Consider the following 15910-nt stretch of genomic DNA (forward strand, 5'->3'; position numbering starts at 1 on the left):
TGAGCGCATGTTTTCATCGCGGGCCGATTCAGGCGCGTGTTTGTGATGGTTTGTTACCTTCGGTTCGGCATCGGCATGTGCCGGATAGGGCGGTGCCGCGGTGGACTTTCACGCACGAGCGGGCGGCCTGCGTCGCGGCTTTTTGATGATTTGTTACGTTTGCCGCCGCCGTGCGCCGTTTGGCGCGGTGCACGCCGAGCCTGTCCGGATCTTCGTGTGTGACGCATGAACCGACGGCCAGGGGGCCGCTTCATGCCACGCAAACTCGAGTCGCTGCACATGCAGCCTCGGAAGATGATCACGCGCGGCCACTTCCCGTCGGATGAGGCGGCGCTCAAGCTGATCTGGCTGGCGCTGCGCAACGTCTTGGTCAATGGACCAGTTCCCAGCACGATTGGAGCGCGCCGTGAATCAGTTCGCGCTTGTTTATTCAGAAAGATTAAACAATGGAATCTGAATATCAATCCACCTGACGCACGGAATTCCGAATACCTCCTGTACGGCACCCAATTGGCGGCTTGCCCGCGAACGGCGCCATAGCACACGTTTGTATCTGCCATATTTCCAGGGTGGCCATTCCGCGATTCGCGCCTAAACGTCCAAAAAAATTCCGCGGCTGCCACAGCGCCATGCTGGGCGGGGCTTGCGGCGCGAAGGCGACGTTCTCTCGCCAGTGCCTGTATCATCCATGCCGGCCGAGACAGGATGATTTTCCAGGATTATTTTTTTACTTAAAGGTGCGGTGTACGTTGTCGTAAACACCCATTGAGCTGTAGTGCTATCCTTACGCGGCGTTACGGTTTTCTTACATAATTTCTTTCGAATTCCTGACGCCTTTCGGTGCTGCTTTTCGGGCGGCCATTGGCGTGGTTCAAGTAGATTGAAAAGAACGTGGCAACAAGAAAAATAGAGCTTCCGGTGCATCCGAGGTGCATGAGCGACAAGAGGTGGAACCGGGCGAGGGCGAATGTCTGGATAGCGGCGATGCCGTCGGCAATTCGGGTGCTGCTGTGCGGCGTCTGGTTCGCCTGCACGGTCGCGCACGCTTCCGATCAGCAAGTCATCGTCGACGGCGGGCAGCGCCTGGGCGGCGTCGTGCGCACGGGCGGCCACGACGTTCCGTTGCTGCGCGCGCTCGAGCAGATCATGCCGACGAGTTACAGCATCAATGTGCCGAATGCGGGCGCATGGGCCGACGCGCCCGTGAGCTGGCGCGCCGGCTCGTCGGTCGCGCACGCGCTCGGCGAGGTGCTGTCGGTCGATCCCGCGCTGCAGGCGCGCATCGATACGGATATGCGCTTGCTCACGGTGACTGCGCATGCACGGCGCGCAAACGTTGACGCGCCGCGGCCTGCCTTGCCGGCGGCCGGCGCGGCGTCGCGCACGAACGGTGCCGCCACGAATGCGTCTTCCACGTTGCCCACGGGCGCGGCGGCGATGGCGCCCGCGGCGGGGCCTGCCATTGCACAGGCCCAGACCGTGGCGCAGGCGCGCGTTTCGACGTCGACGCCGGCAGCACCGGCATCGGCTCGCATACCGGCGGCAGCACCGGCGGTCCCACCGGCACCAGCACCGGCACCAGCACCGGCACCGGCACCAGCACCGGCACCAGCACCAGCACCAGCACCAGCACCAGCACCAGCACCAGCACCAGCACCAGCACCAGCACCAGCACCGGCATCCGGTCTGGTGACGTCGCACGCACCGGCAACCGGGCCGGCGATGCCGGCATCGGTACCGACACTTGTTTCAGCACCGCCGCGAGCGCAGGTGCCCGCGCCCGCAAAGCGTGACGCCATCGAGCCTCCGCTGCTCGCCGCCATGCAGCCGGCGTCCGGCCCGGACACGCCGGCCCCATCGTGGGCGCCCGTCGCGACGCCGGCGTTCGCACCCGCGGCGGCGCCCGAGCGCACGGAGTGGCAGATGCGCCTGTCGGACGGCTCCGTGCGCAATGCGCTCGCGCGCTGGGCGAGCGAAGCCGGCTGGCAATTCATTTGGGACGTGCCGACCGATTTTCAGGTCGACGCGACGGCCACGATACACGGCACGCTCGCCGAAGCGCTGCGTCAGGTGACCAATGCGCTCGCCGGCGCGCAGGTGCCGATTCAGGTGGTCTTGTACCAGCGCAACCGCGTCATGCGCGTCGTTCCCAAAGGAGCAAGTTGATGAGCGTCCTCCGTCGTCCTTTCGTCATCCTTGCCGCCTGCCTCTCGCTGCTCGCGGGGTGCACCGGCCTCCTGGACAAGATCGAGCGCAGCTCGCAGGCCGATACCGCGCGTGCGGGGCAATTGCTCGGCAAGCTGTCGAACGGCGACAACCGCGCGGTGCCGGGCAGTGACGACGTCATCGTCAAGGACGAACTCTGGCTGTCGGGCAAGACGATCAAGATCGCGGCGAAATCGACGCTGCCGAAGCTCTTCGACGAGCCGGCGAGCTTCGACGGCACGGTCGATTCGCTGCGCATGTTCGCCGATCGCATTTCGCGCCTCGCGCACCTGCCGGCCAAGGTTGCGCCGGGCACGAGCGAAGCGGCCGCGCGCGCGACGCAGACCGCGGTCGATACGGGCGGCGCCGGAGCCTATCCGGGCGTGCCGCCGCTGCCACCGGGCCTGCTGCAGGGGCCCGCGCCGAGCACGAGCGCCGCGACGGTGGCCGCGCGCGTGCCGAACGTATCGTCGCCCGTGCGCATCGCGTATTCGCGCGGCACGCTGCGCGGGCTGCTCGACACGGCGTCGGCCCGCTTCGGCGTCTACTGGAAGTACGAGGACGGCGCGATCGTCTTCTTCTACACGGCCACGCGCGTCTACCAGGTGGTCGCCATTCCGGGTGACTCGAGGCTGGATACGAACGTCGTGAGCGGTGCGAGCAACAGCGGCGGCGCGTCGGGCAACGGCGCGGGGGCCGCGGGCGGATCGGGCGCCGGTGGCGCGGGCATCGGCGGCGGAGGCGGCGGGGCGTCCGGTTCGCCGTCGGTGTCGTCGGACAACACCGCGAACATCACGATGAACGCGCAGCTCTCGGTGTACAACGGCTTGCAGACGGCGATCAAGGCGATGCTCTCTCCGGCGGGCTCGGTCATCACCTCGCCCGCCACGGGCTCGATCTCGGTCACCGATACGCCCGACGTGCTCGAACGCGTGGGCGAGTTCATGGAGCAGCAGAACCGCGTGCTCGCGCGGCAGGTGCTCGTCAACGTGACGGTGCTGTCGGTCACGCTTTCCGCGCAGGACAGCTACGGCATCAACTGGCACGCGGTCTATCAGGCGCTCGGCACGCAGTTCGGCATCACCACCGCGTTCACGAGCATGATCCAGAACCCGAGCGAGCTCTCGGCCACGGTGATCACACCGTCGAGCCGCGCCTCGAGCACGACGGCCATCATCGATGCGCTTTCGACGCAGGGCACGGTGCACCGCAAGACCTCGGCCTCGATCACGACGCTCAACGATCAGCCCGTTCCCGTGCAGGTGGCCGAGCAGCAAGGCTATCTCGCGCAGATCTCGACGACCAACACCGTCAACATCGGCAGCCAGACGTCGCTCACGCCGGGCACGATCACGACCGGTTTCAACCTCACGGTGCTGCCGCACATCCTCGACGACGGCACGATCATGATGCAGTTCTACAGCAACATTTCGTCGCTCGTGAACCTTGCGCCGTTCGGCCCGGCGAACCAGCAGATCCAGCTGCCGACCGTCGACACGCGCAACTTCCTGCAGCGCATCGCCGTGAAGTCGGGGCAAACGCTCATCATCAGCGGCTACGAGGGCATCACCGATCAGGATAACCGGCAAGGCGTCGGCCATCCGTCGAACTACGCGATGGGCGGGTTCAACGCGTCCGGCACGCGCGAGGTGATCGTCATCCTGCTGTCGCCGATCGCGATCAACGGCGCTTGACGCGCGCTCGGGCACAGGATCCGTCATGGCGACGCAAGTCATCCAGATCGGCCGTCAGCGTTTCATATGCGGCCTTTTCTGGCAATCGCTCTCGCGCCGGCACGCGCTGCGCGCGGAGGCCGTGGAACTCGCCGCGCGCCTGAATTTCGATGCGATGGTGCTGCGTATCGACCGCACCTTCGCGGGCGTGGGTTTCGCGAGCACGCGCGAGGGCGCGCAATTGGGCTTGCCGTCGCTCGGCGCGCTCGTGTCGAAGACGATCGCGGCCGAAGGCGCGTTCTACGACGGACGCCAGCAGCCGGCGCCCAACTGGCTCGGTGCGTTTCATCTGCCCGACGGGCGCTGGGCCTACTTCGCCGTGCGCGACGGCGCGTTCCTGCCGAACGGCGACTGGATCGGTTCGAGCGAAGACGTGTTCGAGCGGCTGCACGGCGATTACAGCCTCGGCGGCTGGAACGTCGTCATCGGCGATCCGCAGCTGGAAGTGCAGGGGTTCCACAACTTCTACGCGCGACGCATCGAGGACATGATCCCGCGCCGGGGCGGCAAGCCGCATTTGCCGCGCTGGCTCAATCTGTCGCGGGTCTCGCGGCGCGCACCGCGGCGCGAGGTGCTGCTGGTCGCCGCCGCGATCGTGGTGGCGGCCGCGGTGGCGGCCGGCATCGTCGCGTACCGGCGCCACCGGATGGAACTCGAGCGGCAGCAGGCGTTCGAGCGGATGCGCGCGGAACTCGCGCTGCATCCGCCCAAGCCCGCGGCGCCGCCCGAAGCCGCGCACCCATGGGCCGGCGCGCCGCGGCCCGATGCGTTCGTTCGCGCGTGCCTCGATCACTTCACGCACATCGCGCCGGGCGGCTGGGAACTCGACGACTACGTTTGCCGCGCGTCGAACGTCAGCTACAGCTGGTCGCGGGGCGGATCGAACGTGGCGATGCTGATGGCGGCGGAGCCGCGCGCGACGATCGACGGCAACGGCGAGCATGCGAGCTACGTGGAGCCGCTGGCCTTGCCCGCAGGGGGAGACGAAGTGCTCGATGGCGTGCACGGCGTGCGCTTGCGCATGCTTTCCGCCTTCCAGTTGCTGGGCATCGGCCTGACGTTCACGCTGCAACCGGCAAGCGCGCCGCAGCGCGGCCTCGCTTCGCAAACGCTGGACCGGCTGCATCCGGGCGGCGGCCCGCCCCCGGCGCCGAGCTGGCAGACCTGGCGCATGTCGGCGCAACTGGGCGACGTGCGGCCCGACAGCCTCATCACGTACCTCGACGAGCCGGGCGTGCGCGTCGAGACGCTTTCATACAAATCCGGGCAGTGGACGCTCGACGGAGTGCTCTATGAGAAATGACGATGCATTGACTGTGCTGGTGCTCGCCTGCTGCTGGGCGTGGCCGTTGGTCGCGTTCGGCGAGGCCAGCGCCACGGCCGCCGCAGCCACCACGGCCGCCGCGCCCGCTGAAGCGGCGCCGCGCATGAACGTCGTTCCGACGCCGGCCGCCGTGCAGGCAGCCAACGAACTGATGCGGCTACAGGAGGAAACGATGATCCTCAAGGCGCAGCTGAAAAAGCTCGATGCGCAGGCGCAGGTGGCGGAGCGGCAAGAAGCGCTGCACCGGATGGGCAGTACCGTCTCGTCGTATTCGGACGTGTCGCTCGTGGCGACACAAGGGCTCGGCAAGAAGCTCGGCGCAACCGTGGCGACGAGCGACGGCGCGGAGTTCGACGTCGGGCCCGGCGATACGCTGCCCAACGGCATGCGCGTGGCGGCCATTCGCCCGGGCGCGATCGTCCTCGCATCGCAGGACGGACGGCGCACGACGCTGACCGTCTCCGCGAGCGCGCGGCAGCAGCCCGCGCGCAACGTGGCGTCGACAGGCTCGCCCGGCGTGCCGCCGATACCGACGCTGCCTGCGTTGCCGATGCCTGCGAGGTGACGCGATGAGTTCGTCTCCGACACCGCCGGGCAAGACGCCCACGAGCGTGACGCCGCTGATTCTCTCGCGCGCCGTGAAGCCGATCGAAACCGATCCGCCTGTTGCGCAGGTTCAGCCCGCGGCCCCCGCCGCGCCGGCTCTCGCGCCGGTTGCGCGGCCACGCGAGCCGGTGCTGAGCGCCGTGGCCGCGGCCGCCGCCGCTTCGGTGCGGCCCGCGCAAACGGCGTCGCAAAGCCAGCCGCCGGGGCAGGCGCTGCCGCTCGCCGCGGTGGCGCGCCCGCTTTCGGACAGCGGCGAGTTCGCCGCGAGCGACGAGGAGCGCAAGTTTCTCTGTCTGCTCGACGACGGCACGCTGCTCGTTGCCGAAGGGCACGAAATGAATCCGTTCGTGCTGTCGTACTGCGCGAGGCTCGAACGGCTCAATTGCCGCTATACGACGCGGCTCGTGACGCTCGATGCGATCAGGCGCAGCTATCAGGGCCCGCGCCGCGACGGCAGTGCCGAGCGCATCGATCACACGCAGATGCAGGCCGTCGCGAAGAACCTGATCGCGCGGGCGTGCGACGAGCGTGCGTCGGATATCCATATCCGTGTGAACCGCTTCAGCACGGAGATTCTTTTTCGTATCCACAACGAACTCGTGCGCATGTCGGAGCAGACGCGCGAGTACGGCGAGCGGCTGCTCGCCACGCTTTACGCGGCGATGTCGAGCGTATCGGACAACACCTACAAGCCGAACGAACGCCAGGACGCGGCCATCGGCGATCGCGACAAGCTGCCGGACCGGCTTTTCGGCGTGCGGATCGCGACGGCGCCCACGAGCGTCGGCAGCGTCATGGTGCTGCGGCTGCTCTACAACGATGCGGGCGAGGCGACGGCCCTGACCGAGCTCGGCTTCACGGTGGCGCAGGCGAGCGCGTTCGAGCTGCTCGCGCAGCAGCCGCACGGCATGAACATCATCAGCGGCCCGACCGGCTCGGGCAAATCCACGACGTTGCAGCGCGTGCTGACGAGGCAACTGCGCGAGATGGCCGGCTCGATCCACGTCATCACCGTGGAAGACCCGGTGGAGTACCCGATCGAGGGCGCCGTGCAGACGCCCGTCGTCAACGCGCCGACGGAAGAGGCGCGCTCGCTCGCGTTCGCCGCCGCGATCGCGAACGCGATGCGGCTCGATCCCGATACGATCATGATCGGCGAAGTGCGCGACCGTGCATCGGCGCAAAGCGCGTTGCGCGCCGCGATGACGGGCCATCAGGTCTGGACGACGGTGCACGCGAACGGCGCGCTCGCGATCGTGGACCGTCTCGTCGATCTCGGCTTGCCGATCGCGATGGTGACGGACGAATCGCTCGTCACGGGGCTCATCAGCCAGCGGCTCGTCAAGCTGCTGTGTCCGCACTGCTCGCGCCCGCTGGCCGAGTCGATGGCGCAGCTCGACATGGGGCTCGTCGCGCGCTTGAAGCGCGCCGTCGGCGCGCGGTTCGACGCGGTGCGCGTGGCCGGGCCGGGCTGCCCGCATTGCAAGAACGGCACGGTCGGCCGGACCGTGGTGGCCGAGGTCGTGCGCACCGACGCGACGTTTTGCGAATTGCTGCGCGCCGGGCGCAAGCCCGATGCGCACGCGTACTGGCTCGGCGAGCTCGCGGGGCAGACGGTCGCACAGCACGCGCTCGAAAAAGTGGCGGCGGGCCTCGTCGATCCGCGCATGGCGGAGCGCGTGGTCGGGCCGTTCATGCAGGGCAGCGGGGGGCGGCCGCAGCCGCTCGGAAGCGGCTATGGCACTTGAACTCAACCGGCGCTGGGCGCGCCTGCAACTCACGACGCAGGCGCGCCTGCGGCTCTATCGCAAGATCGCGAAAATGCTCGCGAACGGTTTGCCGTTGCTCAAGATTCTCGAGGAGCTCGAGTTGCGTGCGTCGCACGAGGGCCGCAAGCCGAACGAGCCGCTGGCATTGACGCTCGCGGACTGGCGCGGCGTCGTGCAAAACGGCGGCATGCTGGCCGAGGCAATGGCGTGGTGGGTGCCGCATACCGAGCAGATGATCGTCATGGCGGGCGAGCAGTCCGGGCGCCTCGAGGCCGCGCTGCTGAACGTGTGCAACGTCGTGCAGTACGGCCGCCGGATCCGGACGGCCATCGTCGGCGGGTTGACCTACCCGTGCGTGATCGTGGCGATGACGATCGGGTACGTGTACCTCTTCGGCAAGCTCGTGATTCCGCGCTTCGCGTCGATCGTGAGCCCTGAGCGCTGGCACGGCGTCGCGAAGTCGCTCTACGAGCTGTCCCGGTTCGTGCAGGGCGGCATGATCTACTGCCTCGTGGTGCTCGCGATCCTCGTCGCGGCGCTCTTGTACTCGATGCCGCGCTGGTCCGGCAACGTGCGGGCCTGGCTCGACCGCTACCCGCCTTACTCGATCTATCGGCTCATTACGGGCTGCGGTTTTCTCGTCGCGCTTTCGTCGCTGCAGGCTGCGGGCTTCACGGTCGAACGCTCGCTCGCGCGGCTGGCCGCCGATGCGACGCCGTGGCTCAGGCAGCGAATCGACGACATGCTGTTCGGCGTGAAGTCGGGGCTCAACGTCGGCGAGGCGATGAAGAACGCCGGCTACCGGTTTCCTTCGGAAGAGATCGTCGACGATCTGTGTGTGTATGCCGAATACAAGGGCTTCGCCGAGGCGCTGCACGCGATCGCCAACGAATGGATGACCGACGGCGTGGAGACGATCGAGGCGCAGATGCGCGTGGTCAACGGCGCGGCGATCGTGGTGCTCGCGCTCGTGCTGTCGTGGCTCATCAGCGGCTTCTTCGGAATTCAGCAGGAAATTGCGGCTTTGGCCCGGAGTGTGCATTGAGTCTGCCGTGTAATGACGTGCAAGCGCAGTGCAAACGAACGGGTGTTGAAGGTAGGGGGCACGTCTTTCTCGCGTGCCGATTGAGGAAACCAAGGAGAGCAACATGAATGTCAAGACCGTCGCATCGATTCGCGCCCGGGTGGGCAGCCGTGGGGCGCGGCACATGCAGCGTGGCGCCACCCTGCTCGAAGCGATCGCCTATCTCGGGATCGCCGCAATCGTCGTCATCGGCGCGATTGCGCTGCTGCGCGGCGCATTCGGCAGTGCTTCGTCGAATCAGACGGCCGAGCAGGTGACGGCCATCCAGACCGGCGTCAAGAAGCTGTATATGGGGCAGACCAACGGCTACAACGGGCTGACGACGACCGTCGCCATTGCCGCCGGCATCATCCCGACGACGCTCGTCATCGACACCGCGGCAAATACCGTCACCGACGCCTGGGGTGGCGCAGTCACCGTTAACGGCACTGGCACCGGTACATTCACGATCACATTCGATTCCGTGCCGACGGACGTATGCATCAACGCGGCATCCGCCGGCGGAACGTGGACGGCCGTCTCTATCGGCAATACGGCGCAAGCCGTGCCGGTCACGCCCGCCGCCGCTCAGGCCGCTTGTGCCGGTGGTGCGAAGACCATCGTCTGGACCTCCGCCTGATCGAGGCCAGAGTATCGGCCTTCACTCCGATTGACGCCACGAGCCGCCTGCCATGTTCCTGATCTGGATCGTCGCCGCCTTCGCGATGCTGACCGGTGCCTACGCGCTGCTCGGCGCCGAGGCGGCGCCGGCACCGCTCGCGCCGTCGGCGATGGCGCTCGCGGCGAACATGAGCGCCTACCGGCAGGCCGTGGTGGCCTTCGCGCGCGCCAACCCGTCGTTCGCCGGCAGCGTGCCGGCGGCGAGCGTCGCGCCTTACCTCGGGGCGACCGTTCCCGATCCGATGTGGCGGAACTACGTCCAGCCCAATACCGGCTATGCGGGCAGCCTGGTCGTGGTCTATGCGGCGTCGGCGGCGGCCGCGACCGCGGTCGACGGCATCGAGCAGATTGCGCAGGGCTCGGCGCTGGCCGGCGTGGCGCTCGGCGCCAACCTCGTGTCCCCCGGCAACCCGGCCGTGCCGCTGCCGGCCGCGCTGGCGAACGCGATCCCGAACGGCATGCCGGTATGGATGGCGCAAGCGTATGACTGAGCGCACCCGTACCCTCGCTCGCATCGGCATGCGGCGCGCCGGCCCCCGCGCGCGGCCGGCGCGTCGCATGTCCGGCTTCACGATGGTGGAGATGCTGGCGGTACTTGCGCTCGCGGCATTGATGATGGCGGGCCTCGTCACGCTCACGAACTCGTCGCTCGACGATACGCGCGCGCAGCAGGCCGCGCTTTATCAGTCGCAGCTGACGGCGGCCGCCACGCGGCTCATTCGGCAGAACTACACGGCGCTCGCGGCCCAGGCCACGACCACCTCGCCGGTGATCGTGAAAATGACCGGCTCGCCGTATCAGCTGTCGACCTACCTGTCGAATGCGTTGAGCGGCACGAACCCGTATGGTCAGACGCCGTGCCTGCTCGTCTACGCGGCCCCGGGCGGCGCCAGCCCGGTGGCGTTGCAGGCGCTGCTCGTCACGGAGGGCGGCCGGACCATTCCCGATCCCGAACTCGGCTACATCGCGGCGAACGCCGGCCCGGGCGGTGGCTCGATCCAGGCGACGAACAATGCGAGCGGCGCGGCCACCGGCGCCTTCGGCACCTGGAAGGTCGATACGCCCAACCCGGCGAATAGATCCTGCACAAGCACGAAAACGGGCACGGGACATCTGGCGAGCCTCATCTTCTACGACGGCACGCAGGCGCAGAACGTCGATTATCTGTACCGCGTGGCCGTGCCGGGCAACCCACAGGCGAACACGATGCAAGTGCCGATCGTGCTCGCGCAGCAGATCGACTACGCCGCCTGCACGCAGCCCGGTGCCATCGCGGCCGACTCTTCGGGCAACGTCCTGAATTGCGATGGAACGCAGCACATGTGGGTGCCGCAGGCGGCCTATCACTGGCGCGAACCGGTGGCCTACGAAGCGGCGCTCGCGGGCGTTGCCGCGCATCAGGGCGACGTGCGGCTCACCGCCGCGACGAATCGGGCCTATGCGTACGACGGCGCCGCATGGCAGGCGCTGGCGGTGGACGAAGCGGGCAATCTCGCGCTCGGCAACGCGAACAACGTCGGCGACCCATGCCCGCCCGCGCCGCAGAATTCGGCCATCGCCCCCGCGTCGGCGAGCACGACGCTCGTCTCCACCGATGCGAACGGGCGCGTGCTGTCGTGCCGCGGCGGCAGGTGGCAAACGCAAAGCGAAATCGAGCCGGCGTCATCGCTCACGGGCTGTCAGCTCGTGATGGCCAACCCGAACGGCGCGGGCGATTACTCGGCCTGCACGAGCCAACCGGCGACGAACTTCCAGTCGGGCGCCTATTCGTACAACGGCAGCAACGGCACGTACTCGTATACGTTCAGGACGACCGTCAACCTCACCAAGCCGGGGATCATCGTCGCGTCGACGTGGGCGCACCTGAACGACGGCATGTGCAACGGGCCCTCCGGCAACCGCGGGCAGCTCTCGCAGAGCATCGACATCACCGACGGCGGCAACCACAACCTCGGGCATACGGAAAGCCAGACGCCGACGCTTCAGGACGATTCGGGCGGGATCAACAACGCGCTGTCCCAGGCGGGCACGCCTGGCACCTACACGATCGTCGTGACGACGAACTGGGCGACGTACGCCGGTATCACGACGCCGTGGGTCAGCAGCTTTTGCGGGGAGTCTGGCCAGACGGTCTGGAACACGCCCGTCGCGGCGGGCTGGACGATCAACTCCTACTACTGAGCGCCCAACCGTGAGCCCGTCGACACCGCACACCTTCGCAGCACCGCCACGCACGGCGCGACCGGCGCCATTGCGCCGGCGCGGCCTTCGCGCGGGCTCAGTGCGGCGCGAGCGTCTGCAGCATTTCGTGCAGCTCGAGCCGGTTGTAGGTCGCGCGCAGCACGTCGCGCGGCAGGCATTGCCGCTTCGATACGAGGCTGAAGAGGTGATCGTTGAGCATGCGCGACATGTTGTCTTCCTTGCGCTTCATGAATTCGGCAAGGTAGGGCAGCTTGCCCGGATCGGTCAGCAGGCCGCTGATCTGCTGATTGTTGTTGAACAGCAGTTCGCTCGCGAGCACGAGGTTCTCGCCATCCTCCGTCGGCACGAGGCACTGGCAGATCACGCCGATCAGGCAGTTCGCGAGCGCGGCCGCATAGCGCTCGCGCTGCTCGGCCGGAAAGAACGACAGCAGCCGCGTGAGCGTGCCGATCGCGCTGCCCGTGTGCATCGTCGCGAGCACGAGGTGGCCCGATTCGCCGGCCTGCAGCGCCGTCTCCGCCGTCTCGGGGTCGCGCACCTCGCCCACCATGATGACGTCGGGCTTTTGCCGCAGCGCTTCGCGCAGGCCGGCCGAGAAGCTCGGCGTGTCGGTGGGCACTTGCCGCTGCGACACGATCGACGTGCGGCCCTCGAGTTCGTATTCGATCGGCTCCTCGATCGTGACGATGTGGCTGTTGCGCGTGCGATTGATGTGCTCGAGCAGCGACGCGATCGTCGTCGTCTTTCCCGAGCCGGTCGGGCCCGTCACGAGGATCAGCCCCTTGGCGCTGTCGATCATCGAGCGCACGTAGGCGGGCAGGCCGAGCTTGTCGAGCGCGAGCGGCTGCAGCGGCAGGCGCCGGATCGAGATGACGAGCTTGCGGCCGCCATTGGTGCGGTAGATGTTGCAGCGAAGGCGGCAGCGCGTGAGCACGAACGGGCGATCGATCGCGCCGTGCTGAAGCTGCGCCTCCCAGTCCGGTTCGATCGAGGCCAGCGTGGGCAGCATTTCGTCGTGGAGCACGGGCTCCTCGCCGACAGCGAGCCAGCCGCGCGGCGCCTTGATCATGATCGGCCGGTCCTGCTCGATGTGAATATCGGTGAAAGTCTGCCGCAGGTCGATCAATTCGAGAATCTCGCGCGTCAGGTCGCGACGTTCGTGACTCGGAGCGTTCATCGTCAGTGCCCTTCCTATGAAAGATAGTCGGAACTTACATGAAAACTTTGTCTATGTGTCGGCGAAGCATCGGGCGGCGCCGCGTACGTTTCATCGCGGGCGGCGCGTCATGAACTGGGCTTGCCGACTGGGCACCGTGGCCCTCGCCGCCGCGCTCGCATTCGGGGCGACGGCCCCCGTTGCCGAGGCGGCGGCCGTGCGCTGGAAGTCGTCGATCGTCGATTACGAAGCGCAGGGCAAGGACATCAAGGATGTGCTGCGCGACTTCGGCGCGAGCCAGGGCGTCCCCACGCGCATCGCCGCCGATGTGGGCGGCACCGTGAGCGGCAAGTTCCATCTGCCGCCGCGGCGCTTTCTCGATACGCTCGCGGCGTCGTTCGGCTTCGTGTGGTACTACGACGGCGAAGTGCTCGACATCACGACGGCCGCCGAACTGCAGAGCACGCTCGTGAAGCTCGATTCGGCCGATACGGGCGCGCTGCGCGAGGCGCTCGACCGGCTGCGCATCTCCGACGAGCGCTTTCCGATCGTCTACGACAGCGCGCAGGGCACGGCGCTCGTGAGCGGGCCGCCTCGCTACGTGCAGATGGTGACGAACGTGGCGTCGCGGCTCGACAACAACGCCGCGCATCGAAGCGGCACGCAGGTACGCGTCTTTCCGCTCTATCACGCATGGGCGCACGACCGCACGGTGCCCATCGACGGCCAGCAGGTCACGCTGCAGGGCGTGGTGGCCGTGCTCAACGGCATCTACCACCCGCGCACGGGCAAGGCCGCCGACAAGCGCGGCGACGGCGAGGGCGGCCGCCCGGCGAGCGGCGTGAAGCGCACCACGCCGATCAACGACGTGAACGGCAATGCCTACAACGGCCCGTACATTCCGCCGCCGGTGCCGTCGGGCGCGGCCGGCAAGGGCATGTTCGCCGGGCTCACCGGGCAGCCTTCGCCGGCCGTGGCCGCGGCGGTGGGCGAGCCGCCGCCGCCGCAGAACACGAGCACGGCGCCGGCGAGCGACGATCAACTGCCCGTCATCGTCGCGGACCAGCGCACGAACTCCGTCGTGATTCGCGATACGGCCGACCGGATGGATCAGTACGGCAAGCTGATCGATCGCCTCGACGTCAAACCGCAACTGATCGAGATCGAGGCGCACATCATCGAGATCGACGACGACGCGCTGCATCAGCTCGGCGTCGACTGGACCGCGCACAACAGCCACGTCGACGTGCAGACCGGCACCGGCACGCTCGCACAGAGCACCTACAACGGCACGCTCTCGCAGAACTTCGGCCAGACGGCGCTGCCGGGAAACTTGCTCGCGGCGGCGACGCCCGTGGGCGCATCGGTGGCCGCCGTGCTCGGCGACGCCGGCCGCTATCTGATGGCGCGCATCTCGGCGCTGCAGCAGACGAACGCCGCCAAGATCGACGCGAGCCCGAAGGTCGTCACGCTCAACAACATCGAGGCCGTGATGGACAACCAGACGCAGTTTTTCGTGCCGGTGTCGGGATACACGTCGGGCGATCTCTACAGTGTGTCGACGGGCATCTCGCTGCGTGTGCTGCCGATGGTCGTGGAGGAGGACGGGCGCACACGCATCAAGCTCGACGTGGCGATTCAGGACGGCCAGCTCACCGACCGGACGGTCAGCAACCTGCCGGTGATCCAGAACAGCACGATCAACACGCAGGCGTTCATCGAGGAGGGGCAGGCGCTGCTCATCGCCGGCTATCGCGCGGACAGCGCGACGATGGGCGTGACCGGGGTGCCCGGACTCTCGAAGATTCCGTTGATCGGCGCGCTCTTCCGAACCGACAGCCGCCAGAAGAGCCACATGGAGCGGCTCTTCCTGCTGTCGCCGCGCGTCATCTCGCCGTGATTCACCGCAACCGCCCGCACCGGGGAATGCAGGAGGCCATGTGAACGAATCCGATACTCAGCCGCATTCGCTGCCCGGCGGGCAGCCCCGCAAGCCGTCCGAGCCGCGGCCCGCCCCCTCGGGCTTGCCCGCCGAGGGATGCGCCGACGGCGCCGCCGATCGCCGCCTGTCCGACGACGAGGCGCGCCGCGTGCGCGGCACGCTGCGCGGGCTGCCGTGCGGGGTGATCGTGCTCGATCGCGCGGGCGCGGTCGTTCACGCGAACGCGCGCGCGCTCGAGATGCTGGCGATGACGCTGCCCGCGGGCGTCGATTTCAGCGTGGCGCTGAGCGAGCGCTTCGAGATGACGGACGTGCCGCGGCTGCGCGATCTCGAAGCGGGCCGCGAGGTGCGCGTGGACGATTCGACCTTCTGGATTCAGGCGGGCCCCGCTGGTGCGTGCGGCGGTGCGGGGGCGGGCGAATCCGTCATCGCCGTGACCGACGTGACGCCGTTCGCGCGCTCGCTCGACGAGCGGGCCATGTCGCTGCGCTTCTTGCTGCACGATCTGCGCTCGCCGCTCAATTCGATCAGCGCGCTCACGCAGCTCGACGCGAGCGACCCCGAGGCGTTCGAGCGCTGCGGCGGCATGCAGCAGATCACCTCGCTCGCGCAGTACGTGCTCTCGCTCGGCGAGCAGTTCATCTTCTCGTCGGTGACCGAGCATTTGCAGGCGCGCGACTTCAAACGGTTCGATCTGCGCGCGACGCTGCGCCAGATCATCTCGCAGCTGGAGGTCACCGCCGTCTATTGCGGCGTCGCGCTACACTTGTGGCTTCCCGACAGCGCACCGCTCTGGGTGAGCGGCATGCGCAACTTCGTGGCCCGCGCCGTCCAGAACGTCATCGACAATGCCGTTCGCGCGTCGCCGCGCGGCGAGGCGGTGACCGTGTCGATCCGGCAGGCCGACGGTTTCGCCGAGGTGGTCGTCGACGATCGCGCCGGCGGGCTGCCGGGTCTCGTCGAGGGCGATCGGCTGGCCGACTTCGAGAAGCTCGGCAAGCGGACGGCAACGGGCTTCGGCCTCGGGCTCAAGCTCGCCGTGCAGATCGTCGGCATGCACGGCGGCGCACTTTACGCGGAGCTCAACGGGCAAGGCGGTACCATGTTTGTGCTGCGTCTGCCGTGCCTGAATCCTGTCGCCGCGAAGCCGCACGCGACATCGCTCGTCGATGCCGACCGCGCGTTGCGCGCGGCGCGCGGCGAGTGAGGCGCCGGAGCGCGGCCCGTAT

At 67.9% G+C, this 15910-nt stretch carries 12 protein-coding genes and 1 pseudogene; 12 read left to right on the forward strand and 1 reads right to left on the reverse strand.

What is annotated here, in order from left to right:
• Positions 1–264 precede the first annotated feature (264 nt).
• The 10 genes and pseudogenes from QZM15_RS00750 to pilV all read left to right on the forward strand — a co-directional run.
• A pseudogene (locus QZM15_RS00750) lies at positions 265–457 on the forward strand (IS256 family transposase); the annotation flags it as partial.
• Between the two features lie 476 nt (positions 458–933).
• Positions 934–2166: a toxin co-regulated pilus biosynthesis Q family protein gene (locus QZM15_RS00755; RefSeq protein ID WP_302105571.1), complete on the forward strand. Its 1233-nt coding sequence runs from the start codon at positions 934–936 to the stop codon at positions 2164–2166.
• Positions 2166–3899 (forward strand): PilN family type IVB pilus formation outer membrane protein, encoded by a 1734-nt coding sequence (locus QZM15_RS00760; protein WP_302105572.1) that lies wholly within the window; start codon positions 2166–2168, stop codon positions 3897–3899. The genes QZM15_RS00755 and QZM15_RS00760 overlap by 1 nt, the downstream gene beginning before the upstream one ends.
• Positions 3900–3924: 25 nt before the next feature.
• Positions 3925–5241, forward strand: a complete 1317-nt coding sequence (gene pilO2, locus QZM15_RS00765) for a type 4b pilus protein PilO2 (RefSeq protein WP_302105573.1) — start codon at positions 3925–3927, stop codon at positions 5239–5241.
• On the forward strand, positions 5231–5827 hold the full coding sequence (gene pilP / locus QZM15_RS00770; protein ID WP_302105574.1) for a type IV pilus biogenesis protein PilP: 597 nt from the start codon (positions 5231–5233) through the stop codon (positions 5825–5827). Before pilO2 ends, pilP begins: the two co-directional genes overlap by 11 nt.
• 4 nt (positions 5828–5831) lie before the next feature.
• Positions 5832–7616: a GspE/PulE family protein gene (locus tag QZM15_RS00775; protein WP_089465494.1), complete on the forward strand. Its 1785-nt coding sequence runs from the start codon at positions 5832–5834 to the stop codon at positions 7614–7616.
• Positions 7606–8682, forward strand: coding sequence for a type II secretion system F family protein (locus tag QZM15_RS00780; protein WP_059582659.1), 1077 nt, complete (start codon positions 7606–7608; stop codon positions 8680–8682). The genes QZM15_RS00775 and QZM15_RS00780 overlap by 11 nt, the downstream gene beginning before the upstream one ends.
• Before the next feature lie 103 nt (positions 8683–8785).
• Positions 8786–9340: a type 4 pilus major pilin gene (locus QZM15_RS00785; protein ID WP_302105575.1), complete on the forward strand. Its 555-nt coding sequence runs from the start codon at positions 8786–8788 to the stop codon at positions 9338–9340.
• 52 nt (positions 9341–9392) lie between these two features.
• Positions 9393–9872 carry a type IV pilus biogenesis protein PilM gene (gene pilM, locus QZM15_RS00790; RefSeq protein ID WP_059582652.1) on the forward strand — a complete coding sequence of 160 codons (480 nt, stop codon included), beginning with the start codon at positions 9393–9395 and terminating at the stop codon, positions 9870–9872.
• Positions 9865–11562, forward strand: coding sequence for a shufflon system plasmid conjugative transfer pilus tip adhesin PilV (gene pilV, locus QZM15_RS00795; protein ID WP_367033464.1), 1698 nt, complete (start codon positions 9865–9867; stop codon positions 11560–11562). Before pilM ends, pilV begins: the two co-directional genes overlap by 8 nt.
• 97 nt (positions 11563–11659) lie before the next feature.
• Here the strand turns inward: pilV and QZM15_RS00800 are convergent, their stop codons facing one another.
• Entirely contained in the window at positions 11660–12760 is a 1101-nt protein-coding gene (locus QZM15_RS00800; protein WP_059639206.1) for a type IV pilus twitching motility protein PilT, read from the reverse strand.
• A gap of 109 nt (positions 12761–12869) precedes the next feature.
• On the opposite strand from QZM15_RS00800, the gene sctC reads away from it, so the two are divergent.
• Positions 12870–14639 (forward strand): type III secretion system outer membrane ring subunit SctC, encoded by a 1770-nt coding sequence (gene sctC, locus QZM15_RS00805; RefSeq protein WP_302105577.1) that lies wholly within the window; start codon positions 12870–12872, stop codon positions 14637–14639.
• A gap of 40 nt (positions 14640–14679) precedes the next feature.
• Positions 14680–15888: a PAS domain-containing sensor histidine kinase gene (locus QZM15_RS00810; protein ID WP_302105578.1), complete on the forward strand. Its 1209-nt coding sequence runs from the start codon at positions 14680–14682 to the stop codon at positions 15886–15888.
• Positions 15889–15910: the final 22 nt, after the last annotated feature.

Source organism: Burkholderia sp. AU44665, from assembly GCF_030504405.1.
Classification (GTDB): domain Bacteria; phylum Pseudomonadota; class Gammaproteobacteria; order Burkholderiales; family Burkholderiaceae; genus Burkholderia; species Burkholderia semiarida.

Excerpts from the sequence above, each read along its gene's own strand:
- QZM15_RS00755 (WP_302105571.1), top strand. The coding sequence starts at position 934 with ATGAGCGACAAGAGGTGGAACCGGGCGAGGGCGAATGTCTGGATAGCG.
- QZM15_RS00760 (WP_302105572.1), top strand. The coding sequence starts at position 2,166 with ATGAGCGTCCTCCGTCGTCCTTTCGTCATCCTTGCCGCCTGCCTCTCG.
- pilO2 (WP_302105573.1), top strand. The coding sequence starts at position 3,925 with ATGGCGACGCAAGTCATCCAGATCGGCCGTCAGCGTTTCATATGCGGC.
- pilP (WP_302105574.1), top strand. The coding sequence starts at position 5,231 with ATGAGAAATGACGATGCATTGACTGTGCTGGTGCTCGCCTGCTGCTGG.
- QZM15_RS00775 (WP_089465494.1), top strand. The coding sequence starts at position 5,832 with ATGAGTTCGTCTCCGACACCGCCGGGCAAGACGCCCACGAGCGTGACG.
- QZM15_RS00780 (WP_059582659.1), top strand. The coding sequence starts at position 7,606 with ATGGCACTTGAACTCAACCGGCGCTGGGCGCGCCTGCAACTCACGACG.
- QZM15_RS00785 (WP_302105575.1), top strand. The coding sequence starts at position 8,786 with ATGAATGTCAAGACCGTCGCATCGATTCGCGCCCGGGTGGGCAGCCGT.
- pilM (WP_059582652.1), top strand. The coding sequence starts at position 9,393 with ATGTTCCTGATCTGGATCGTCGCCGCCTTCGCGATGCTGACCGGTGCC.
- pilV (WP_367033464.1), top strand. The coding sequence starts at position 9,865 with ATGACTGAGCGCACCCGTACCCTCGCTCGCATCGGCATGCGGCGCGCC.
- QZM15_RS00800 (WP_059639206.1), bottom strand. The coding sequence starts at position 12,760 with ATGAACGCTCCGAGTCACGAACGTCGCGACCTGACGCGCGAGATTCTC.
- sctC (WP_302105577.1), top strand. The coding sequence starts at position 12,870 with ATGAACTGGGCTTGCCGACTGGGCACCGTGGCCCTCGCCGCCGCGCTC.